General features: G+C 49.4%; 19 protein-coding genes and 1 pseudogene. 2 read left to right on the forward strand and 18 right to left on the reverse strand.

From position 1 onward, the window contains the following. Nucleotides 1–8: 8 nt before the first annotated feature. Nucleotides 9–1,082 (reverse strand): Gfo/Idh/MocA family protein, encoded by a 1,074-nt coding sequence (locus A8990_RS25905; RefSeq protein ID WP_425463930.1) that lies wholly within the window; start codon nucleotides 1,080–1,082, stop codon nucleotides 9–11. A gap of 210 nt (nucleotides 1,083–1,292) precedes the next feature. After that, nucleotides 1,293–2,051: a DeoR/GlpR family DNA-binding transcription regulator gene (locus A8990_RS25910; RefSeq protein ID WP_116191938.1), complete on the reverse strand. Its 759-nt coding sequence runs from the start codon at nucleotides 2,049–2,051 to the stop codon at nucleotides 1,293–1,295. Nucleotides 2,052–2,424: 373 nt separating this feature from the next. Between A8990_RS25910 and A8990_RS25915 the strand changes: the two are divergent. Next, nucleotides 2,425–2,541: pseudogene (locus A8990_RS25915) on the forward strand (metallophosphoesterase family protein); the annotation flags it as partial. A gap of 21 nt (nucleotides 2,542–2,562) precedes the next feature. Next, nucleotides 2,563–3,366, forward strand: coding sequence for a metallophosphoesterase family protein (locus tag A8990_RS25920; protein WP_116191939.1), 804 nt, complete (start codon nucleotides 2,563–2,565; stop codon nucleotides 3,364–3,366). 235 nt (nucleotides 3,367–3,601) lie between these two features. On the opposite strand, the gene A8990_RS25925 is transcribed toward A8990_RS25920, so the two are convergent. From A8990_RS25925 to A8990_RS26000, 16 genes are all read right to left on the reverse strand, one after another. Further along, nucleotides 3,602–6,475 carry a DUF4855 domain-containing protein gene (locus A8990_RS25925; RefSeq protein ID WP_116191940.1) on the reverse strand — a complete coding sequence of 958 codons (2,874 nt, stop codon included), beginning with the start codon at nucleotides 6,473–6,475 and terminating at the stop codon, nucleotides 3,602–3,604. 52 nt (nucleotides 6,476–6,527) lie between these two features. Beyond that, on the reverse strand, nucleotides 6,528–6,923 hold the full coding sequence (locus A8990_RS32835) for an MgtC/SapB family protein (RefSeq protein ID WP_425463931.1): 396 nt from the start codon (nucleotides 6,921–6,923) through the stop codon (nucleotides 6,528–6,530). Between the two features lie 140 nt (nucleotides 6,924–7,063). Continuing rightward, nucleotides 7,064–8,062: an ROK family protein gene (locus A8990_RS25935; protein ID WP_181909784.1), complete on the reverse strand. Its 999-nt coding sequence runs from the start codon at nucleotides 8,060–8,062 to the stop codon at nucleotides 7,064–7,066. A gap of 29 nt (nucleotides 8,063–8,091) precedes the next feature. Next, complete coding sequence (locus A8990_RS25940) at nucleotides 8,092–9,072, reverse strand: ABC transporter ATP-binding protein (protein WP_181909785.1); 981 nt, start codon at nucleotides 9,070–9,072, stop codon at nucleotides 8,092–8,094. Next, nucleotides 9,069–10,052, reverse strand: coding sequence for an ABC transporter ATP-binding protein (locus A8990_RS25945; protein ID WP_116191943.1), 984 nt, complete (start codon nucleotides 10,050–10,052; stop codon nucleotides 9,069–9,071). Before A8990_RS25945 ends, A8990_RS25940 begins: the two co-directional genes overlap by 4 nt. Before the next feature lie 50 nt (nucleotides 10,053–10,102). Beyond that, on the reverse strand, nucleotides 10,103–11,002 hold the full coding sequence (locus tag A8990_RS25950) for an ABC transporter permease (RefSeq protein ID WP_220376844.1): 900 nt from the start codon (nucleotides 11,000–11,002) through the stop codon (nucleotides 10,103–10,105). A 38-nt stretch (nucleotides 11,003–11,040) separates the two neighbouring features. Continuing rightward, nucleotides 11,041–12,003 (reverse strand): ABC transporter permease, encoded by a 963-nt coding sequence (locus A8990_RS25955; protein WP_116191944.1) that lies wholly within the window; start codon nucleotides 12,001–12,003, stop codon nucleotides 11,041–11,043. A 72-nt stretch (nucleotides 12,004–12,075) separates the two neighbouring features. Then, nucleotides 12,076–13,917: a peptide ABC transporter substrate-binding protein gene (locus tag A8990_RS25960; RefSeq protein ID WP_116191945.1), complete on the reverse strand. Its 1,842-nt coding sequence runs from the start codon at nucleotides 13,915–13,917 to the stop codon at nucleotides 12,076–12,078. 218 nt (nucleotides 13,918–14,135) lie between these two features. Continuing rightward, nucleotides 14,136–15,494 (reverse strand): FAD-dependent oxidoreductase, encoded by a 1,359-nt coding sequence (locus A8990_RS25965; protein WP_181909786.1) that lies wholly within the window; start codon nucleotides 15,492–15,494, stop codon nucleotides 14,136–14,138. Between the two features lie 131 nt (nucleotides 15,495–15,625). Beyond that, the gene (locus A8990_RS25970) at nucleotides 15,626–16,324 is read right to left on the reverse strand and encodes an N-acetylmannosamine-6-phosphate 2-epimerase (protein ID WP_116191947.1); all 699 of its coding nucleotides are present in this window, start codon (nucleotides 16,322–16,324) and stop codon (nucleotides 15,626–15,628) included. Between the two features lie 166 nt (nucleotides 16,325–16,490). Further along, nucleotides 16,491–17,357 (reverse strand): MurR/RpiR family transcriptional regulator, encoded by an 867-nt coding sequence (locus tag A8990_RS25975; protein WP_245996229.1) that lies wholly within the window; start codon nucleotides 17,355–17,357, stop codon nucleotides 16,491–16,493. 113 nt (nucleotides 17,358–17,470) lie between these two features. Next, entirely contained in the window at nucleotides 17,471–17,926 is a 456-nt protein-coding gene (locus A8990_RS25980; RefSeq protein ID WP_116191948.1) for an SRPBCC family protein, read from the reverse strand. A gap of 15 nt (nucleotides 17,927–17,941) precedes the next feature. Continuing rightward, nucleotides 17,942–18,799, reverse strand: a complete 858-nt coding sequence (locus tag A8990_RS25985) for an FAD-dependent oxidoreductase (RefSeq protein WP_116191949.1) — start codon at nucleotides 18,797–18,799, stop codon at nucleotides 17,942–17,944. Next, nucleotides 18,786–20,201 (reverse strand): NAD(P)/FAD-dependent oxidoreductase, encoded by a 1,416-nt coding sequence (locus tag A8990_RS25990; RefSeq protein ID WP_116191950.1) that lies wholly within the window; start codon nucleotides 20,199–20,201, stop codon nucleotides 18,786–18,788. The genes A8990_RS25985 and A8990_RS25990 overlap by 14 nt, the downstream gene beginning before the upstream one ends. Nucleotides 20,202–20,821: 620 nt before the next feature. After that, on the reverse strand, nucleotides 20,822–21,796 hold the full coding sequence (locus A8990_RS25995; RefSeq protein WP_116191951.1) for an alpha/beta hydrolase: 975 nt from the start codon (nucleotides 21,794–21,796) through the stop codon (nucleotides 20,822–20,824). Between the two features lie 251 nt (nucleotides 21,797–22,047). Then, the gene (locus A8990_RS26000) at nucleotides 22,048–22,578 is read right to left on the reverse strand and encodes a CcdC protein domain-containing protein (protein ID WP_116191952.1); all 531 of its coding nucleotides are present in this window, start codon (nucleotides 22,576–22,578) and stop codon (nucleotides 22,048–22,050) included. Between the last annotated feature and the right edge of the window lie 135 nt (nucleotides 22,579–22,713).

Raw genomic sequence — 22,713 nt, forward strand, 5'->3', positions numbered from 1 at the left:
GTATGCATTTAGAAGGATACTTCGGCTCTCTTGTCTGATGAATCATAAATCGCTTGGATGATTTTCGAGCTTAATATTACGGTATCAATATGGGAGGGCAGCTTCTCACCTGTACGAATGCAGGTTAGAAAACCGTCAATTTCATTTTGGAACATATCCTCCATGCGAAATTTCGGAATCGTCTCCAGCAATGCGCCGTTCTGAGCGCTGTACAGCTTGAAGTCGGCACCATACTGAAGCCGGATGCCAGCCTTATCGCCGAGAAAATCGATGTACATTTCATCAATACCGATATTTTGCGCCCACGCCCCGTTCAACGTAATACTCGGTCCCTCGGTTCGAATCATCGCGGTGACGAAATCGTCTACATCATAAGTGCCCTCGTAATTCGGCGGGCCCGCCCACATGTTCATATAGGCATAATTCGCCATATTCTTCCCAAGCTTGCAGTAGGCTTGACCGGTAACAGTAAGCGGTTGCGGATCACCGGAGCAATACATGACGATATCCAGAAAATGAACACCCCAATCAATTAAAGCGCCGCCGCCAGCAATCGACTTCGTCGTGAACGCGCCCCCGAGGCCCGGGATGGACCGGTGCGAACGGAAACTGACGTACACATGATACAACTCGCCAAGCTCACCGCTTTCGATCATCTTTCGAATGATATTGACACCAGTATTAAACCGGTTGACGACGCCGATATTCAACACCTTGCGGCTTTGGCGCTGCGCCTTCTGCATCTCGAGCGCTTCGGCATAGGTCCGCGCTGCGGGCTTCTCGCACAGTACGTTTTTACCGGCGCTCAGGCAGTCAATGGCAATCGAAGCGTGGACATTGTTCGGTGTACAAATGGACACGGCTTCGATTTCGGGGTCCTCGAGTGCAATATGGTAATCCTCGATGGCTTCACCGCACTGATAATCGCTTACCGCCTTCTCCGCTCTTTCTTTACGAATATCGCAAAAGTACTTGATTTCTGCATTCGGGTTCGCCATGTACGCCTTAATATGAGCGCTGTTGGCGATCGTACCGCAGCCAATAATGGCAACCTTAATCGTTTCCAACTCCAATCCCTCCATAAGATTCGAATTTAATTCCAGCATATCACTATTCGAAATTATCTTCCATTAAAATTTATTAAAACGGATATTTCCTCCTAATTTGACGCAAGCAGCCTACTATCCTTCAAAAAAGAGGCGGTCAAACAGGTCTGCCCCGTTCAACCGCTCTCCCATCTGCCAGCTTGTTCGACTACAAAGCCGGTCGTTTATTCAGCAACCATACTCTTCCTATTTCGCGATCATTATGTTTACACCATGCTCTGAATAAAACCTCACTTCTTCCGCCGGCATGGAATCGTCGGTTACAATCGTTCGCACATTTGCCAGTTCGCATACCTGGGTAAAAACCGTCACATTAAACTTTGAATAATCGGCTAACACAATTGTTTCCTTGGAACGATCAATCATCTGACGGCGGATGTCAGCTTCCCCGACGTGATAATCGGTAATGCCATGTGCAAGCGTTATTCCACCAGCGCCGATAAACGTTTTATCGACGTGAAACGTGTCCAAGGTTTTCACAGCAATCGGTCCAGAAAGCGACAAGTCCCCTTGCCTGAGTTCTCCTCCACACAAGATTATCTTAACCGAGGCGCTTGTCGCCAGTTCGATCGCAGCTGGAAGCGAATTCGTGATAACCGTAATATTTTGCTTATGTTTGATGGCACCGGCAAAGAGCAGAGCAGTTGTTCCCAGATCGATAAATAACGTATCTCCGTCTTCCACTAGATCAGCTGCACATACCGCTATTGCGCGTTTAGCCTCAATTCTTGATACGCTGCGTTGTGCATAAGGAGGTTCTTCACATGTTCTATTCAGAACCGCTCCGCCATGTACCTTTTTTACGATGCCTAGTTTCTCCAGTTCGTACAGATCTCGGCGAATCGTCTCTCTTGTCACATTAAGCGATTTTGTTAATTCGCCGATACGAACGGATTTCTTAGCCTTGATCCGTTTTATTATTTCGTCCTGCCTATCATTTTGCACAGCGACCTCACCCGATTCTTCGCAACTGTAACCAGTCTATCCTAACGCAAAATGCAACAATTGCATGGATTGCAACATACCGGTCATTCATTACTATTATAACCACATTTCCCTGTAAATCTGAAGACGATAAGTAAATTTTGTCTCAAACACGATTGGCATACTCTACTGGTGCAAGGGAATTAGTTTGTCATTTTATTGTATTTTTGTTGCAATATGTTGCTTATTTGGTATGATATAAAGGGAATTAGGTGTGGAGGAGATACATTTTGCGAGACTCACTAAGCTTCGTCCCGATGGTACACTTACGATCGTACAATTCACGGACGTACATTGGAAAAATCGAGAACCGGAGGACTTCGCAGCGAAGTGCTTGCAGCTGCATGGCATCCGATTAAGTTACGGCAGGGCGAGCGGTTACAATACGTTCGGCCGCGAAGGCTACCTACGAGGCGCACGCATTATCCGTCTTGAACCCACAATCCCTTAACCAGCAAAGGAGCGATGGCCATTGAGCAGCCCATTATTTTCATTCGCCGTTTTATCCGATCTTCATTTCATGGCGTACAAAGAGCCGGAACGTCCGGTAGATTGGGTTCCGTTTCTCCGTGAAGAAATCTCGCACCTTAATGCGATGCAGCCCAGCTTCATCGTCGTCAACGGTGATTTAACGAACGGCAAGGAGCGAGACTACCGACTTGCGATGACCGCCTTTGCGCAATGTTCGATGCCAGTCTATTACACGATGGGCAACCATGAATATTACGGCTGTTATGAGGAAGAAAATTTCACATCCGAGAAGGCACACCATCGTTTCCTGGATTGGACCAGCATGCCATGGATCTATTTCGAGAAGAGGATCGGCGGAATTTCGATGTTGTTTCTTTCGACGGAGCATTATGCACCGGATAGCAATGAGGCAGCTTGGCTATCGAAACGACAGCTAGACTGGTTGGAGGAACGGCTGTCTACAGCGAATGGATGTACTTCGCTCGTGTTTCTTCATCACCCTGTCAATGGAACCGTTGCCGCATCAGAGAATACATGTCGCGAGTCTACCCCGATTCTGGAGATCTTCGAGCGCTACCCTAACGTCATTCTATTCAGCGGACATACCCATTGCCGGATGGACCGCGAGGACCAGATCGTTAGACGTAAAGATGCGGTATTCGTCGGCGGTGGATGTTTATATGAAGATTTCCCCCAATCCCGCTGGGTCGACGTGTATCCGGACCATATAATCTTGCGAATATACTGCCACCTGGAACACAAGTGGCTAGATACGTTCAAGACCAGCCTGCCGATTAGGCGCTAATCCGTTTAGGACCTTGGGTTTGATCTCCCCATCGTGAGGATTCTTTCCATTTCATTCCCGGTGTAACAAGAAGACGCCCGCGTTCGGTAAGCTGCCGAAATACGATCGTCTTCTTGTCTTGTTGATGGGACCTGCTTACGATTCTCCATTAGGATGCTGCTAACGCGTGTACATCCGCCATTGGCAAATCGCGCTAGTTGTGATAGAGATGCACTCTTCCAATCCTCGAAAGGTTTCAGCCTGCCGATGCTGCTTGCTTGGTGAGCGAGATCGTAAAATTTCCGCCGGTTTGTTGGGCAAGCACCCGGATATAGGCGAATTGTTCCGAAGTTCCTTCATTCGTTACCGGCAGCGTTTGCGGACTCGTTTCGTGAGACATATAGCTATACGTATAGCCTAGAGCTGCCCCTTCTACCCAACGGGTTTCCATGGCGACCTCCGCTCCGGATGCGGGTGTCAGCGTAATTCCCCAGGTCTCGCCTGGCTTCACCAGGAATTTAAGCCATCTTGCCTGTGCCGGCGTTACGCCTTCTTGTAAAGCCGAAGCGTCATACACAACACCATCTGCAGCTACAAACGCAATCGCATCATCGTAGGACGTTCCTCTATCCGGCTGCTGTTCCGGAGGCTCGATGCCGTTGTATACGGTATAGCTTCCGGCAGTTTTGGCCGTAATTTTGAGATAATATAGAAATTGCGGTGCATACGGATTATTATAGGTGAACGATTCCATCTGTCCGGTACCTTTGATCGAGGAAGCTTGCACGCTGCCGCTGTTCGCATCATAAAAGAGCTGCATATCCATATCCGATTGGCCATCCGGTACCAAGGACAGCTTATATGCCGCTTCACCCAATATTTTGTACCATATCGCCTGCCCTGGAGTTTCAACCGTTCCCGAAACTTGGCTATTGTTCAACAGGTCAATCGCGTTCATCATGGTCGTGCCATCTTCGATCGGATGGGCAAGCGAAATTTTATATTTGCCGCTCGTGCCGTCTTCCGGGAAAACACGCAGCATGATGGAGGTATCCTCGGTACCTGGATTTTTGACCAGCATCGATTGCACTTCCGACGATTTACCGTATGAGAATCCGCTATGCCTTGTTTGGGTCGGTCCCCAATGCCTGGTTTCCATCGAGAACTTCGCGCCGTTCAGCGGTGTCAGCGTCACGATCCAATCCTCCCCAGCTTTAATCGGGAATTGAATCCACTTGGATGAGGATACGGCTACGTAAGATGTGTAGACGTCGCCTTCCACGGCATTGACGACAATCGGATCGCTCCAGGAATCGCCTGCAGGCAATGGAATCGTGCTGCTATCCAGTGCCTTCACTTGATAGCTGCCGTCAATAAAGCTCGCGGTTTCATCATAGACGCTTCTGACATTTTCCTTATCGCTATTCATAATATCCGGATAGACGGATCGAGCGCCCATATAATAACCAAGAATGGAGTTGTTCAAGCCGGCGCTTTGAATGGCGTTCAGGTAAGCAAAATATTTGCGGACTGCGTAATCGCCATTATACAGTTGCCCGTCATAATCCGTTCCCCAACCGTTCCATGTGATCTGGTAATCGCCTTCAACCTCAAGACCCATACCGAATCGTTTTGCCGTTTGAACGGATTCGTTCAATCGGCTCATATCCACGGTTCCGCCTGTCGCGACATTCGGACCGAAAGATGAGCTGAAGAAATAGTTAGGTTGCATCATGACCGCGTCAAAACCAAGTTCACGCCAAATCGTGGAACCATTCGATTGAAAGAATGGAATCCAGTAAAATTTCTCCTGAGCCTGATGCACGATGCGCGACACCTGTTTGACCAGATTCTCCTCATTCATCGTAGCAAATCCGACCTCTTCATGCTGCCAGTAAAAGCCTGCCAATTCAAGGTTGTCATAATGCTTGTTTTTAAACAGCTTTTCAGCAGTTTCGACGTACCAGCCTACTGCCTTTTTCCGTGCTTGAAGCGAAGCGTCCTCGCCGTTCGTTATATTGAAATCGACGGTTTTCCCATCGAGTTGGCCCCAGACTTGATCCGGATTCGGGTTCGGGTAGGGAATGGAAATAACGACCTTCGTCCTATGTTTCTTATCTTTCAAGCCGACCTTTGCTTCGGCCGTCGCCGCATCCAATGCGCCGATCTGCTGTCCATCCGTGAATAGCTGATCCAGGTAGGTTTGCCATTTGTCCTTCGTGTTGTAGTCGGTGAATACGTTCCCCCCATTGGAGAACATTACCGTATCATACATCCATCCCGTTCGATTTCCATTACGGTCCGTATGCGCGATGATCGATCCAAAATCATCCTGATGCCAGCGACCGAGCGTTTCATTAGCGCTTCCGACAGGATAATAATAGGCGATATACATATTCCGAACGCCACCTGCTTCCTTAAGCGTCGGAGGCGCAGCATCCTTTACTGGCTTCTCCTTGTGCAGCTTATCAGCCGAGCGGTCTTCTCGCTGCGCGGGGCGTCCCGATACCTCAAGCTCATCTACAAAGGTGAACATGCCGACTTCGAACTCGACTTTCACGTAACGGGCAGTCACCTTAATATCGCCTGAGACGAGCACTTTACGTGAAGCCGATTGGGAATTGGAATACTTGGGATGCTGATCACCGGCATCAAACCAGTTGAGACCATCCTCCGATACGGCATAGTGAATGTTGCGCGGCAATTCAACGGCCGCCGCCCGTTCCTGCAGATAGCCGCCGGATATGTTCTGAATATAGGTGGACTGGCCAAGGTCAATTGTTACGCTACGACTGACTTGACGACTGAAGCCGATCCAACTCGTATTCTGGAAGTAAGACTGGCCTGCCGGAGGTTGATCAGCTGTGCGCCCGTCCGTAAGTTCATACGGGGAACCGCTGTCGGCTTCGGTACGAAGCTCGTAAGTCAGCAAGTCCTTGTCTTGAACGCCCTGCGAAATGGTGTACGGCTTGCCTGCCGCTACATTATAAAGTCCACGCTCCTGCTTCTTATCTACGCTTGCTCCCTCTGAACCAGCTGCACCATCCGCCGCTGCAATCCCCGGTACCAGCAGCGATAACACCATGCAAGCCGACACGATGACACGACTCCATTTCATTGATTTGCTCATTCCTCGACTAACCTCCCACAGAAATGTAGTTAACGTTAACCATTCGAGCTCATTAAGTGAGTGTCTCCAATCGGAATATGCCTTCAATTTCTGCCAGCTTAGAGAATACCTCCACAAAACGTTTTGTTTTTTTCAATTTGACGCATATGCTCACGGACAGAAGACTGCCATTTACAGAAGCAACCTGCTTATCCACGATTAATTGGCTGATCTGAAAGCCATAGCGATCGAGCTCCGAGATGACATCCTGCAAGCCTGCGGAACCTGGTCTAATCTCCAGTTTTAATTCTCGCATCAACTTGGCAGCAGAGAAACGTTTCTCCCATTTATTCAGTAGGAACAAACTGATCACCGTCAGAACGGTTAGCGTGATTGCACAGTAAAAAAATCCGGCTCCGACTGTGAGGCCGATTGCGGCAACAACCCATAGAGACGCAGCAGTCGTCAATCCCGAGACAGCCAAGCCCGTGCGAAAATCGTTCCTGCCCCTAGAAAACCGACACCGCTAATCACCTGTGCAGCCAAACGTGAAGGATCCAACCGAACGTTCGGGTCCTGGGCGAATTCCGAAAATCTGTAAGCCATACGTCAGTGCCATGGAATCAACCTTCCCTTTAAACGCAATTCGTTTTCCGCTTGCTTCGCTCCCCCATAACGGAACACTTGAATCGCGGCACCAATCATGCCGCTGCGGGTTCCGAAAAGCGGTGGTTCGATACGAGTTGCGTCACAATAAGCAGGCATCGTTCTTTTGTAAGTCTCCAAGCGGAGTCGTGTAAAGAGCGGCTCGCCTGCGTCGGCTACACCGCCGCCGATCACGATCTTAGCCGGATTGAATGTATGAATGAGCCCCGCAAGTCCGGCTGAAAGCGCCTCGATGGTCTCTTCCATGACTTCCGTCGCGGCGGTATCGCCTCTCAGCCATTGCTCGACGACTTCACGACAGCTCCATTCCACACAGGCTTCTAAGCGGCCTCGCTTCTCCCCCATCCGTCTAGCGATGCTGGTGCCGGAAGTGTATAGTTCGAGGCAGCCAATGCCGCCGCACATGCAAACAGGCCCTCGGAAGTCAACCGAAATATGACCGATTTCACCGCCGATTCCCTGAACACCTCGTACCAGATGGCCATCCGTCACAACGCCGCCTCCGACACCGGTTCCAAGCGCAACACAAATAAAATCACGCAATCTCTCTTCCTTGCTCAGATATAGCTCAGATAACGCAAGCACGTTCACATCGTTGTCTACGTAAACGGGCATTCCAAAACATTGCTCCAATATCGCCCGAATTGGTGTACCCGCGTACTCAGGTAGCAGGTCTGTAGCGGAGATTACGGTCCCCGTTTCGAAATCGATCTGCCCCGCGCTTCCAACACCAATTCCGCAAGGAATTGCATTGTCGGCTTCCGCTTCACTTTCGGACAAGAGTGCCCGAATACCATCAATAGTCTGGGCCATCACTCGCCGCTCTTTGGCCATCGTCGGCACGGTTATATCGCGAAGAATATGTCCTCGGAAATCGATCAATCCAATGTTGATCTTCGTGCCGCCAATGTCCACACCAATCGCATGCCGGCTTTCCCGCATTATTAAACCTCCTTCTCCCATAGGCCCTCCTATTCTGCCGCAATCTCCTCGGCAAAGTGACAGGCAACGTCTTGCGTGCCTACTCTTCGAAGCAAGGGACGCTCTTGTGCGCAGCGCTCGCGCGCATACGGGCAGCGGCTACGAAATGCACAGCCGGAAGGTATATTTAGTGGCGATGGCGGATCACCCTGCAGCAGGCTTGATTCATCCAACTGAGTGACGCCTCCATCCGGAGTGAAGGACGGAACTGCAGCCAGCAGCTTCTTGGTGTACGGATGAAGCGGATGATCGAATACTTCCCTCGTTTTCCCGCTTTCGACAACGCGTCCCAAGAACATGACCGCTACTTCATCGCATACAAGGCGGATGACGGCGAGATTGTGTGAAATAAATAAATACGATAAATTCATTTCTTCCTGCAGGTCCTGCAGCAGATTCAAGATTTGCGCTTGTACCGATACGTCTAGACTGGATACCGCCTCATCGAGAACGACGCAGCCGGGATCTACCGAGAGAGCCCTCGCGATGACCACTCGCTGCTGTTGCCCGCCTGAGAGCTCATGCGGAAAGGCATGAAAGCCCTCCTGCGGAATGCCCACCTTCGCAAGCAGCCCGCGTGCTTTCCGTTGGCGCTCTTGAGCCATACCGATCCCATGAATGCGCATCGGTTCCATAATATTCTGGCCAACGGTCAGATTCGGGAACAAGGCAGCTGCAGGATGCTGGGAAACCCATTGCAGCATCGATCGAACCGGCTTGAGCTTCTTATCGCTCCAACCCGTCACGTCCTCGCCGAGTATCCGAATCGATCCAGATGTCGGCGTCAGCAGCCGAAGCAACATACGCGCTACAGTGGACTTGCCGCTCCCGCTCTCTCCGACTAAACCAATGGTGCTGCCCCGTTCAACGATCAGATCAATACTATCGACCGCAGTCAAAGCTCCGTGAGATGTTCGAAATACTTTACGGATCTGGGACAGCTCGATTAATGGCTGTGGGATTGCACTCATGAGACAGCTACCTCGCTTTCCGCCTGCCAGCAAGCGACCTGATGATTCGGTCCGATCTGTTGGAGCGGCGGGCGCTCGGCTGTGCATCTTTCCGTACGGTACGGACAACGCGGAGCAAAGAGGCACCCTTGCGGCAAAGCCCCCCGAAGATCCGGCGGCGATCCTTCAATCGGCTTTAGCCGTTCGATGCTTGCATCTACCCGCGGGGTCGATGCAAGCAGCCCAATCGAGTACGGGTGGGCACGCCGCTTCAGGAAAGTCTGTGTCTCAGCTCGCTCGACGACCATTCCTCCGTACATGACGACAATTTCATCACATATCTGGGCAGCCACAATCAGATCGTGCGTGACTAATATCATCGACATGTCTCGCGTCTCTTTCATTTTCTTGAGCAGAAACAAGATTTGCGCCTGAACGGTCACGTCCAGAGCGGTTGTCGGTTCGTCTGCGATAAGCAGCGTCGGGTCATTAATGAGCGCCATCGCGATGAGAGCACGTTGCAGCATCCCGCCGCTGTATTCAAACGGATATTCATTGAAGCGTACCGCCGGGCTTGGAATGCCAACCTGAGCCAGCATGTCGATTGCCCGCTCCTTCGCTTCTTTACGGGAACAGACGGAATGAAACAGCAGCGGTTCCATGACCTGTTTTCCGACAGAAATCGTCGGGTTCATGAAAGAATTGGGGTCCTGGAAAACCATGCTGATCTTATTGCCGCGAATGGCTTGAATTTGTTTCTCTTTTAAAGATAGCAGATTGCACCCCTCAAAGTCGATCGAACCGCCCGTAACCTTCGCGTTGCGCGCGAGCAAGCCAGCGATCGACTTCACAGTCACGCTCTTGCCGCTCCCGCTTTCACCCACAATGCCTGTTGTCTTGCCTTTACGCAGCGAAAAATCGACGCCGTTCACCGCCTTGACGGTGCCGCGCTTCGATGTGAATTCGATCCATAAATCCTGAACTGTTAACAAGTCCGCCACTAAGAGGTCACCTCCAACCGTTGCGTCCGCTGCTTATGTATGAGTGCGGACTATGCTTCTCTTGAATCAAATGCATCGCGGAGTCCATCCCCTAAATAGGTAAAGGACAGTAGTGTGATCGCAAACAATAGGGAAGGATACACCAGCAGGTAGGGATAGGAGAAAATCCCTTTTTGCCCGTCGGCAATGATAGAGCCCCAGCTTGGTGTCGGCGGTTGCAGCCCAAGGCCAACCAGACTTAAACCGGATTCCACCATCATGTTAGCTGGAATGCCAAACGCGGCTGCGACCAGCACCGGTCCCATCGAATTAGGCAGCACATACCGGGTTAGGATTTGCCACCAATTCGCGCCCATGGCGCGCGCTGCATCGATGTATTCGGATTGCCGCACGGTCAGCACCTGGCCTCTCACGACCCGAGCCATTCCAACCCAGCTCGTAGCTGCCACGGCAATAAGAACCGCCCAGATGTTGTGGCCAAGCAATATAATGAGAATGATGCTTAGAAGAAAGCTCGGAAATCCGTAAACGATGTCAACCACTCGCATCAGAATCGAGTCGGTGCGTCCTCCCACATAGCCGGCAATAGCCCCGATGAATAGACCCAGCGTAAGCTCGATAAGCTGAGCGCCAAAACCTACGATACAGGCATTGCGCAAGCTGTAGATCAGGCGGCTGAAGACATCGCGGCCAATGGCGTCCGTCCCCAGCAAGTGTGCGAGGCTCGGTTTTTCAAATGCCTCCAGTACACTGCCCTTCTCATAACTGTACGGTGTAATCCATGGTGCAAATAACGCGCAGATAACAAGCAGCAAGACGAAGCATGCCCCGACAACGGCGATCTTGTTCCGGCAAAAAATTTGAAAGCGCATTCGCCAAAGCGAGTTCTTTCGCAGCTTCATATCCGGGAGATCTGTACCGTGTAGATCAAGCGAGACCGGAGTACTCATTTCTGTATGTCACCTTCTTTCTTCGATGCTTCCACGACTTAATCGCTCATCCCGGAGCGACGAATGCGGGGATCGAGCAGTCCGTAAATAATGTCCACCAGCAAGTTCATAACCATAATGACAAGCGTATACAGAAACGTAGAGACCATGATAAGGGGATAATCGCGGGAGCCTGCGGCATTGTTGAAAAGCTGCCCCATGCCGGGTATACCGAACATGAACTCAATCATGACTGTCCCCATCAACATCCCGGCCAAATGCGGTCCAATGATGGTGATAAGAGGGATGAGAGAGTTGCGCAAGACATGCCGATAAATAACGTCGCGTTTGCTCCCTCCTTTGGCAATTACGGTTGTTGCGTAATCTTTGTTCAAGTTCTCCACCAAGCTTGTTCGCATGTACCGTGACATTGAACCTGTCATCGGCAGTGCCAGGGCAAGGACAGGAATTACGTAATTCTTCAAGTCTCTCCACCCCATAGAAGGTAGCCAGTGCAGATACAGCGAGAAAACCATGATGAGAAACACTGCCAGAATATAAGCAGGTATGCTGGTACCAAGCATGGAGAAGAACATGGCACCGGAATCCGCCCACGTATTGCGGCGCATCGCCGCGAAGATACCGACCGGGATTGAGATGAGCAGACCTAGAATAATAGAAGATAATGCAATGCCTAGCGAGATCGGGAACGCTTTAACTAGCAAACTCATAATTGGCGTGTTCGGGTATTGAAACGAGGTCCCGAAATCCCATGTCAATATCCCTTTGAGGTACCCCCAATATTCCATGTACCAAGGCTCGCCAATGTGGTAACGTTCCGACCATTCCTGCAGCACATCCATGCTATACGAGCTATGTCCGGAGGTTTGCAAGCCGCTCTGCATAATGTTAATGGTCAGAAAGCTGCCCGGAGCTTGCTTCATCAGAAAAAACGTGATGAGTGTCAGTGCAAGCAAAGCAACGATCATATACCCAACGCGGCGAATAACGTAGACGAGCATGCTTATTCCTCCCTGTAATTGGGTAGACCGATCCTGAACGGACCGGCCCACCTGACTTTCGGGGTTGCAATGTTAGCTAACCGTAATATCATTGAGCCAATCTGGCGGTGTAGACAACCACATCCGCATCGGGAAGTAGCCTTTAACGTTTGGCTTCAGTAATATGCCGTTGCGAACGGTATAAATCGGGAACGTCCATGCCGTATTCATGCGCCATGACACGAAATCCTTCAAACCAGCTTCGTCGTCCTTTTTGTAAGCATCGGCAGCTTTGGCGTAGCGGTCGGTAATATCCTTGGAAAAGTTTGCAGCGAAGAGGTCGCTGGCTTGTTTGTTTTTATCGCCCTGCTCTAGTTTTGAATCATTCCATATTTTGCGATAGTTTTCCCATGCCTTTCCATCCAACGCAATTTTGGCCAGTTCCATGTGCAACGGGTCCGTTTGGACAATCGTTTCTTTCCAGTTGGCGACGGCAGGCCCAACTCCGTTCTGAACAACGCTTACGGTTCCCGGATCAGCGGACTCGTCGAATTTCGTGACATAAGCGCCCCATTCTTCTCCGTCATATTTCACATTGATGCCAAGATTTTGCTGCCACAATTGTTGAACAGCCTGCGCGACTTTATCATCGGCACCTGGCACGAGCATCACGAGCGTCGGGAATCCTTTTCCGTCCGGATAGCCTGCTTCCTTCATCAATTCCTTTGCCTTGGCAACATCGTATTGAGGACCGACGTTTTTGATCCAATCCGCCATCCATGTTGTGATGGAGCCATCGTATGAAGGCGTTCCCGTTCCACCAAGCACTTTATCCGCGATAGCCTGCTTATCGATAGCCATTGTCAGCGCTTGCCGTACCTTCTCGTTTTGAAGTGCAGGGTTCTCGGAATGGCGAACCTGGAACGTATAAGAGATTGAGGTATCAAACCAGTTCAGTTCATTGGTAAGCGTGGAGTCGCCTTTGACAGCTGGCACATCTTCAGCTGCAAGCGTAGCCATGTCGGACTCGTTGTTCTGGAAGACGAGCAACTGCTTAATCTCCGGCGTTGACCATGTCATATGAATCTTCTCAAGCGATACTTTCCCGTAATAATACGGGTTCGGCTTCAGCCACATATCGGTTTTCACGTTCAATTTGTCGATCATATAAGGACCGTTGCTGACAATTTTTGCAGGATCGGTCCAAGTGTCGTCAGATACACCAAGCTTGACGACTTTTGGGTCCACTGGCATTTGCCAATTGGAGATGGCTAGTTTGTCCAGGAACGATTTGTCAGGTTCTTGGAGGTCTATTTCGAGAGTATAAGGATCAATGGCTTTAACGCCCAGCTCATCTACTTTCTTCAAACCATTCTGAATGTCAAGGTAGTTAACAATGTGCGTATCGCCAAGGAAACTGGAGGCTTTGCTCGTTCCTTTAACAGTATTAGGGTCAACCGCACGTTGAATGCCCAGTACGAATGCTTCTGCCGTAACCGGATCGCCATTAGAAAACTTAGCGTCCTGACGGAGCGTAAACTTCCATTTCGCACCATCTTCCTTCCAGGAAGTTGCAGTACCCGGAACGACTTTCCCCTGCGAATAATGGACCAAGCCTTCGAAAATACCGATTGCGTTATGATGGCCGCCCCAATCCCAAATCGCAGGGTCCCACGTTGCACCTGAGTTAATGAAGAAACTGAATGTTCCCGTCGGCTTATCCGGTAGTGTACCTGCATTCGATTCAACTTCTTTGTTGGTCGCATCTCCGCTGCTTGCGTTGTTCGCGCTTGCAGCGTTTCCACTTTCCGTATTGCTGGCTGCCGCATTACCATTTTCCTTAGAATCGGCATTGTTGTTACCGCTGCAACCCGCCAATAACGCGGCTCCCAGGGAGATCGCAGCCAGTGTTGTCAAAAACTTGTTCCTTTTCATACCCTCACCCTCTCAATATGTTCGCTTCAAGCCCTCGCATATCAGAAACCGATGGACCGACCCGCCCTTTATCGATTCTCTCAGCCGCAAGGTGCTCTGCACGCGTGATTCCTCGTTACGCTCGAGCAGCAGCTCACCATTGCCTCTCCCCTTTCTATCTAACTATCCGATTTATTGGAGTATTTTACCAACATCCCGAAATATATAACGATATACGATTACAAAAGGTTACAACCCCGTTCATAAAGAATTTTTCGTAATAGAATACCAGATAGATTGCGAGGCTCAAGGCCGTGATCGATACATAACGCCGCCGCTGTACCAGCTGCTTCGCCGAATGCCCTGCAGTTGGATTCGATGCGTATGGCAGACTGGGCATGAAAATCTGCCGAAATGCACCGGCCAGCGACAAGCAGTGAATCCATAACCATCGGTACCAGGCAGCGGTACGGAATTTCATGGTACTGGCCTTCGGGCAAATTCCCGAAATCGAGCTTCTGTTCATCTCCCCGATTCGGACTATGAACATCGATCGGGTAACAGCTGCGTGCGATGGCATCCTCAAATTTAGCACCTTGGCGCACATCATTCTGCGAAAGCGTATAGCTGCCTACAATTCTCCGCGATTCGCGCACGCCGACCATCTGTGAGGTCATGACGATATAGGACTCCTCGAATCCGGGGATATACGCTTTCAGGAAACGCTCGAAACGGGCGATAATTCGTCTCCCTCTCTGTGCAGCGTCCGTTAGATGAAACACATTCGTGCCGTCGACCCGTTCCGTTATACGCGGGCAATTGAAGGCCAACTCCCCTGGGCGACCGGGCACCGAGAAGAATTGGAAATAGTCTCCATCTGACATTTCCAAAATGCCGTCGTCGACAGCTTTGCGTAAGAGTGGTTCCAGCGGCAGGTTATGTCCCCATACAGAGGCGGCATGCATGAACGGGTAATCGCCGCAATAACCGCCGATAGACCGGATAAATGCCGCTACACGGGGCAGATCCACCTGCCCCATATGGAAGCGCATGGACATAGCCTGATTTTTCCCTTCATTAAAGGGGTTGCCTGATTCGAACGGGACACCGGCCTTGAAGGCTACGTCTGCATCTCCAGAAGCGTCGATCGTCAGCCGGCTGTTTATTCGAAGCTTGCCGCTTTTATTGTGCAACACGATTCCGGCGACTCGTCCCTGATCGACGAGCACCTCGTGCACGAAAGAGTAATAGATACATTCGACGCCGGCTTCAAGAACTAAATCCTCCAAAACAAATTTCAGCTTCTCAGGGTTAAACCATCCGCTATTTCCGTCTGAGGCCAGCGCTCCGTCTCCAGTACGCTCCAGACGCTGGTTGATTTCTTCGCAAATGCCGGTATTAAGCGGTAGCCGGTTAATGTGGTTTGCCATCATCGGAGTAACAAGTGCAGCGGTAGCCGTTCCTCCAAGAAACCCGTTTTGTTCCACGAGTATCGTCCGTTTTCCCATTCGGGCAGAAGCGATTGCCGCTACGACACCGGCCGTCCCTCCCCCGATGACGAGTACATCCGTATCAATCGAATCATCGAAGTTACCCACTGATATTCTCCTCTCACGCGACATGCTACCTAATAAAAGAATAATGCGTCTTTTCATTAATAAATAATGAATATTTTCTCCGTGAATAATTAAAAAAAAGATATGCCCTCAAAAACAGCTGCGATTAGCGATTAGCGACTCGCTGCCTTTCCCTGCATGAGATACGTCAAAGCTTGCTGAGCAAAACGCGCCGTGATTTGTTCCGGGCGCGTGATAGCGCTTCCAACAACGACATATTCGGCCCCTGCCTCCAGCGCTTTTACTGCATCTTCCGGCGTCCAGATCCTCCCCTCGGCAATGACCGGGACTTCTAATCGCTTGCATAGCTTCGCCACCAAAGCAATATCAGGCCCTTCAAGCTGCAGACTATATGACGTGTAGCCGGAAAGCGTGGTCGAAACATAATCTGCGCCTAATCTTTCCGCCATAATGCCCTCTTCAAGCGTTGACACATCTGCCATCACAAGAGCGCCGCATGCATGGATATTATGAATCATATGCCTCACGATTTCATTCCGATGTTCACGCATAGTGACATCCATTGCGACAATCTTCGCTCCGGCAGCAATTATCGCCTCGGCATCTTCCCAGGCGGGTGTAATATAAATTTCTGATCCGGGGATGTTGCGTTTGATCAACCCGATTACGGGAATCGAGACATTTCTCGCGATATTTCGTATATCTCTTTCGCCATTTGCTCGGATTCCAATAGCTCCCCCTTGCTCAGCGGCACGGGCCATATTCAGCATGCTGGATTCATCGTACATTGGATCTCCAGGATATGCCTGGCAAGATACGATTATCCCTCTGCTTTTAAATAAAGGGTTCATGTGACTGCTCCTTCGACTGTGACGATGATTAGTCCACCGCAAGGCGTGTAATCAGGTCGATTAAGACTTCCCTATTTGGATTATATCACCATCAACACAGGATTAGAAGGATTTTTTATCCGAAACAGAGCAAAAAAAAGAACTATATCACCGGATATAATCGAGTTTAGTAGAGTTTGTCCGCTACCGCTTTTGCAGTCTTTTCGATCGACTCCCTAGCTGTGTCTTTTTCCATCATTAGAATGGTACACAGAATATCCAATAGGTGGATTTGGGCAATTTTGGTCGATAATGCCCCTCCTTCAAGCGGCATTTCCTTTGAAGGCACCAGCAAGACAGTATCTGCATAATTCGTAATTGGAGAGCGCATATGGCTGGTTAGTGTTATAACGGTGGCCTCGTTTTGCTTTGCTTGACGCAACGGGTCGACCAGGTCGCGAGTACTGCCAGATGTCGTAATGCCGAATACCAAGTCGTCCTTGCGTGCCAGTGACGCTGACATGGCTATTATGTGCGCATCACGATGAACCTCAGCGTTCATGCCGATACGCATGAGTCTATAATGCAGATCCAATGCTGTAATCCCCGAGGAACCGACACCATAGATATAGATCTTGGAAGCGGCAAGCATGGCCGAAACCGCTTTCTTCAATTCCAGCATATTGATAAGATCGAGGGTATGCTTCAGCATCTGCTCGTTCTTCATCGTCACTTTGCAAGCAATGGCTTGATGGTCATCAGACTCCACTATTTGGGAATCCGGAAAACTCTGCAAGTTTACAAGATCCTGCGCGATGGCCAGCTTAAATTCATGATAACCACGGAAACCTAATCTGCGACAAAAACGGATGACAGACGTTTCCCCTACTTTCGCCTGTTCCGATAAGTCGGTAACCGTCGCCATCATCGCTTCTTCCGGGTTATTCCGAACAGCGTCTGCAACCTTCTTCTCCGCTTTAGTCAAAGATGTGTAAATACTTGAGATCATGAGCAGTGTACTGGACTGATTATTCATCGGTCTCGATGGCTTCATCATGCTTACCCTCTTTCCTCTTCTATTCCTTCCACTGGTCTGCGAAAACAGCAGATGGACAAATGTATAATTAGAATAAAGGAAAGCAACTGATTATACAATCCGGTTTGTACTTACGTGGAAATCCGTTCAAATCGTTTTTTCACATTTTCAGCGAACTCAGCAGCGGATTTGGTGACCGTTCCCTTCACGAGCAAGGATCCAAGAGACGCCAAGCGTCCACTCATCTGCAGGCTCATATGATAAGAGACCTCCGTCTGTTTATCTCCAAGATGAACGAGCCGAACCTCCAGCTGATTTCGAAAGAGCCCGGCGAGCGCAAGCGCTTTGCCTCTCAGTTCGACCGTCATCCTCTCCGCCTCCACAGCATCCTTCAGCTCGCCTGCTGCCTGAAATCGCAGCGTCATGAATTGAACTTTTACGAACATCTCCGCTTCATAATGCTTATCATCTATTACAGCTAATCGTTCGACACCCGGTACACACCCAGCCAACGACTCTGCATCCATTAGGACACTCCAGACTTCCTCTCTTGAAGCTTCAATCATAAACGAGCCTGTCACTTCCATCTCTCTTTCCCTCCCTCAAGTCCTATCAAAGCAGTGTGATAATAGCTTTGTCATCACTTGTTTACCTTGTTCTATGGAATGTGTATGATCGGCATCCCCGGCACTTGTGCACGTCCCAGCTGCATAAACCCCTGGAATGCCCGTACAGCCATCGTCATCGATTAGCAGAGCTAGATCGGCATCACGCTGAAGCGGAGTGCCTTTAGTGAAATACGTAGCGGCATAACGCCCCCGATTGTAGATCAGTGTATCGCATGCAACTTTTCTCTCTCTTCCGTGTCCCGACGCTACGACTCGGATGGCTTCAAGACGAGCTATCCCCATTATTTCCGTCAGAAAATCTTGTTTGTCATACCTGATCGTCATGCATCCTGCATCATCTAGCCTGTCTCCCGCACTTTCAGCAATCCGGCCTGTTTCAAAGACCACTGTCCGCTTTCCTGGACGAAAGCCGCGCTGAAGCAGCTCAAGCGCCAAGTATGGCGTCATCACCCCGGAAGGACGGGAACCTGGAATTCGCCAGCCTTCACGCGGCTTTTCCATTGCCCCCGTGGTCATTAAGATGCTGTTTGCCAACATCTGTTCGGTCCCCTTCGCAGATTGAACAAACAGTGTGTGTCCCTTATCCGGGTCGGGATAAAGCCCGATCACCGTCGAGCGCAATCTAACGCTCCCTTCTAAAGACTGGCCATGCTGTACCAACTCCTTCTCTGCTTTGAATAGCGGCGATTCCTGATACGGCAACGTAAATCCGCCAATTTGGTCGTTCTGTTCAAGAAGAAGGATGTTCTCAAGTCCTCGCTCTCGTGCAGTCCATGCTGCGCTTAGTCCGGACAGTCCCGCTCCAATGATAATACAATCATACTTCAACATCTTCCCCTCCTTGTGCTAAGACCGAGCCTGTCAATCCTTTGACTAGCTGCAGCCCGTCTTCATCTTCCGGTTTGTACAGTACATCCAGGATGGATGGAATGCAGTAGTTTCCTTGGCATTCGCCAAGTGTTGCTCCCGTCCGCCTCTTTACGCCATCGAGCGTTCGGCAAGGGATCAAGCCATTCCCAGCCCGCTTCACTTCACTCTGCGTTATTGAACGGCAAAGGCATATGATCTCGCCGGCTGCTTCTCTGTCATCCTCAAACAGGTCGGATAATGAAGTACTCCTTTCCTGCTTAGGAATTAGCTCCAGTCCTGCCTCGATCAATTTATCCACCACGAGCTCCGCTACTCCTGGCGAAGCGGAAACACCCGTGGAACGTATCCCAGCAGCATGAATGAGCCGTTCTTCGCTTACCGATCGGCCGATAATAAAGTCCCCTGTGCTGCCAACGGCTCTTACGCCGGCGAATTGCCGGATGGATGCATAACGGCTAGCATCGGGAAGCAGCTTCTGGGATTCAGAAATAATATGTGTGAGTCCTTGTTCGGTTGTCGAGCGGTCCCATTTATCTTGCTGATCCTCTGCAGTCGGTCCGAGAATATACCCCCCGAATACAACCGGCGTGACCAGTATACCTTTGGAAGTCGGACTAGGCACAGGGAGTATGATTTGCGAGATTTCGATTTGCTCCTCTGTTAGAATAAATTGGCCTTTACGTGGCGTTATGCTGAAGCTCTCGTCACCTACAAGCCGAGCAATCTCATCCGACCACAAACCAGCGGCATTGATGACAAATCGCGTCTCTATGATTTCTCCGTTTTGCAACACGACAGTCAAACCGCCATTTGCAGCATTCCTCTCCAAGCCAGCGACGCCATTTCCAAGTCGTATCTGCGCTCCGTTCAAAACTGCAAGCTCGGTAAACGAGCGGGTTGCCCAGAACGGATCAATAATGCCTTCACCTTCAATGAACAGTCCCCCTATTGTTGTCGGAGCGACAGCTGGATTTGCCATCAAGAGTTCTTCTCTTTCCATCCAGCGAACAGCCACTCCGTTCGCTTCTGCAGTTGGAACATATTTATGCAGAATCATTTGCCGTTCTTCTTCATTTGCAGCTACCATGACAGCGCCGCAGGGCAAATATGGAATCCGCAGTTGTTCGATTAACTCGGGCCATCGCTCTCTTGAACGGCGTAAACATTCAGCCTCGATCGATCCTGGCCGTGCATCGAATCCGGTATGGACAATTCCGCTATTCGCTTTACTTGTGCCTTCGCATACATCTGGCTGCTTTTCTACCAATACGATGTGCAAGTCGTATTGGGATAATTCACGAAGTATAGATGCGCCTATAATGCCTCCGCCGATTACAACGACGTCATGAATATGAGAATCCATTGGACACCTCCACATTAATCTAAACATCTGATTAAGCAACATATTCTGTGTTGCTTTTATTTTACCATTACTTTGCAAAATGTCAAAATAACATTGCTTTTCTTGTTTTTATTTTGCTTTTATCCATCCACCACTCACATACATCGCACTTATATTATCTGAATTTTCATAATTTTTTTGTCGTTGGCACTTCGATTCGTTATTCCATGAAGCAAGCCACGGTCGATTTCTGCTTGGAGTTCAATGTGTGAGGTACCCTATGTGAACGATGTGAGATGAAGATGACAATACCAGCGTATCGTTTGAGAAGAGTCGCATGAAGCTGATGAGGACGGTACAGTGTGCGGTGAGAATCTTCGTCAGCTTAGGATACAGAAATTATGTTGTTTGAGTACCAGCCCCATTAGTGCTGCACCATCCAGCCCTAGTTCTATTGCGGCTCTGTAATGTGCGAATTAAGCAGCCCATTCTTGACGGTGGTACTTCGCTGGTCATGTGCAAACTACCTTCTGTATTCTCGGTTGTCCTCATCTCCCAATGTATGTACAATGTCTATGATTTGAGCAACACAAAAAGCCGGAGCGATATGATCCCGGCTTTCCCTTTGTTGTGCAGGTATACTATTGGATTTCATCTAAAAATTGCAAGATGCGCTGCTCGTTCGTACGGGCATCATCGGGGTGAAATATATGCGACGATTTCTCAGACCACAGAAAGGTTTTTCCTTGAGGTGCATTCAATAGATCGAAGTAGTGGAGCACGGGGGCAGGCCATACATGTTTGTCCTCTCTGCCATGGATAAATAGTATCGGGATATCCACCTTCGGTTCTATTCGAAAAAAGCTGAGTGTATTAATATCTTTAATCATGTTCTCGTTAAAGGAGAGAAGAAAACCTCGATAAAGCGAATTATAGATATCCAGAATAGAGTAATCCTTGGATTTAAACATCATCTTGATTCCCCAAAAAGCAGTAGGTGAATTGCGGTCTGCTTTGTGAATCATTGAGTTATATCTCAAAAGCAATCGTCTTAGAGCGCCCCACTCCTTTAGACCATTCCGATAGGGAGGCTCGGATATTTGTTTTAATTGCTTGAGTGTTTTCCTGTCCTTCTTCTGGTTGCTTTCCCGGAAAAGCCACTCATAGCAAAGTTTATCGTTCTCTACCCAATCGATTATTTGAGCGAACGCTATATAGGAGTAATACAATTGCGAATATCGTTGGATTAGTGAAAGACCGATCACGGTTCCCCAGGAATAACCAATCAGATGCAATTGGGGTTGATTGTATCGTTCTAGAAGATAAGCGGTTAACTCGTGAGCGTCCTCGATGTATTGTTCTAGTCGGACAGATTCTACAGGCGTTGTTTTCGAATAAGTCTTTCCGGTGGCTCTCTGATCCCAGTAGACAAGAGTATAGTGCTTTACCAATTGCTTGGTGTTGGTAAACAGGATATAGTCCAGGTTACGCGAAGAGACCCCTGGAATTGGCATGCTCGGTCCGCCATGCAAAAACAGCAGAATAGGGCTGCCAGGCTTTTCAGTCTGAATCAGAATATATTGTGAGATACCTCCAATGGTTACCTTCTCAATCATGTCTTCCCCCCTCTGTCAAGCATCGTAAGTTCCATCAAATTCCCCTTCGAGTTTACCCCTCCCACCAATAAATCGCGATATACCATTTTGGGTAAACTTATCCATAGCATTCCCCACTTGTCCCGTTTGTTAATCAATGCTTAATTGGTCGTAATCTTCGCTTTTCACCTTCCCACCGGTTCTCAGCAGATACTAAACGAATAAACGGGCATATTCGCTGGTTAGTGATGGCTTCTTCGTGTCCTTTCGTCTTAAAGGCTCATTCGCCGCGAGCCGGCTGACGCGGTAGATACGTTACGGTACGACAGGAACAGCCAGAATCGCCAAACGAAGGTAAAGATAACCAGTACCGCAATGTATTCTGCTAGCATCAACTCGATATCGGGTCTGTGTGCCGAAGTCAAAATTGGATGATTGTGAAAAATATAACTTCTCGCTTTGTAGCGAATATACGGGAAAGCTACCAGTATAAGTAAGAAGAGTTTATTCGATTTGAATCTGGCAGCCCCTGCGCGCACCTGCTCGAAGCGTGAGGTCAGGATGTACGGAATTGCCACTGCAAATCCAAGGCCGATTGTCCATAGAACTTGAGTCGAATCCGCACGGCGGACCATGCATTCGACGATCCAAGGAAGCGGAGCGAACAGAAGCCAATCGCCTAGCAACAGCTTCAACCCTCTGCCGGTAAATTCTTGCCTTGTCATACGATATTGCTTGAGCGTCATCCAAATAATCAAAGCCCATACGCCGTATCCAATCCAATCCCATTGCTGTTGTGTCATGTTTTACACACTCCTATCGATTTTCAATACCGACTGTCGGTACGTTAATAATCTTAATTATACATACCGACCGTCGGTTTGTATACAGTATTTCATTTCAACCTTCACTTTATCTGTGAACATCAAATTCCCCCC

Source organism: Paenibacillus taihuensis, from assembly GCF_003386535.1.
Lineage (GTDB): Bacteria > Bacillota > Bacilli > Paenibacillales > Paenibacillaceae > Paenibacillus_Z > Paenibacillus_Z taihuensis.

What these genes read in the sequence shown, in the direction of transcription:
- A8990_RS25905 (WP_425463930.1), bottom strand. Translation starts at nt 1,082, where the DNA reads ATGGAGGGATTGGAGTTGGAAACGATTAAGGTTGCCATTATTGGCTGC.
- A8990_RS25925 (WP_116191940.1), bottom strand. Translation starts at nt 6,475, where the DNA reads ATGAGCAAATCAATGAAATGGAGTCGTGTCATCGTGTCGGCTTGCATG.
- A8990_RS25935 (WP_181909784.1), bottom strand. Translation starts at nt 8,062, where the DNA reads ATGCGGGAAAGCCGGCATGCGATTGGTGTGGACATTGGCGGCACGAAG.
- A8990_RS25940 (WP_181909785.1), bottom strand. Translation starts at nt 9,072, where the DNA reads ATGAGTGCAATCCCACAGCCATTAATCGAGCTGTCCCAGATCCGTAAA.
- A8990_RS25950 (WP_220376844.1), bottom strand. Translation starts at nt 11,002, where the DNA reads ATGAGTACTCCGGTCTCGCTTGATCTACACGGTACAGATCTCCCGGAT.
- A8990_RS25955 (WP_116191944.1), bottom strand. Translation starts at nt 12,003, where the DNA reads ATGCTCGTCTACGTTATTCGCCGCGTTGGGTATATGATCGTTGCTTTG.
- A8990_RS25960 (WP_116191945.1), bottom strand. Translation starts at nt 13,917, where the DNA reads ATGAAAAGGAACAAGTTTTTGACAACACTGGCTGCGATCTCCCTGGGA.
- A8990_RS25970 (WP_116191947.1), bottom strand. Translation starts at nt 16,324, where the DNA reads ATGAACCCTTTATTTAAAAGCAGAGGGATAATCGTATCTTGCCAGGCA.
- A8990_RS25975 (WP_245996229.1), bottom strand. Translation starts at nt 17,357, where the DNA reads ATGAAGCCATCGAGACCGATGAATAATCAGTCCAGTACACTGCTCATG.
- A8990_RS25980 (WP_116191948.1), bottom strand. Translation starts at nt 17,926, where the DNA reads ATGGAAGTGACAGGCTCGTTTATGATTGAAGCTTCAAGAGAGGAAGTC.
- A8990_RS25985 (WP_116191949.1), bottom strand. Translation starts at nt 18,799, where the DNA reads ATGTTGAAGTATGATTGTATTATCATTGGAGCGGGACTGTCCGGACTA.
- A8990_RS25990 (WP_116191950.1), bottom strand. Translation starts at nt 20,201, where the DNA reads ATGGATTCTCATATTCATGACGTCGTTGTAATCGGCGGAGGCATTATA.
- A8990_RS25995 (WP_116191951.1), bottom strand. Translation starts at nt 21,796, where the DNA reads ATGATTGAGAAGGTAACCATTGGAGGTATCTCACAATATATTCTGATT.
- A8990_RS26000 (WP_116191952.1), bottom strand. Translation starts at nt 22,578, where the DNA reads ATGACACAACAGCAATGGGATTGGATTGGATACGGCGTATGGGCTTTG.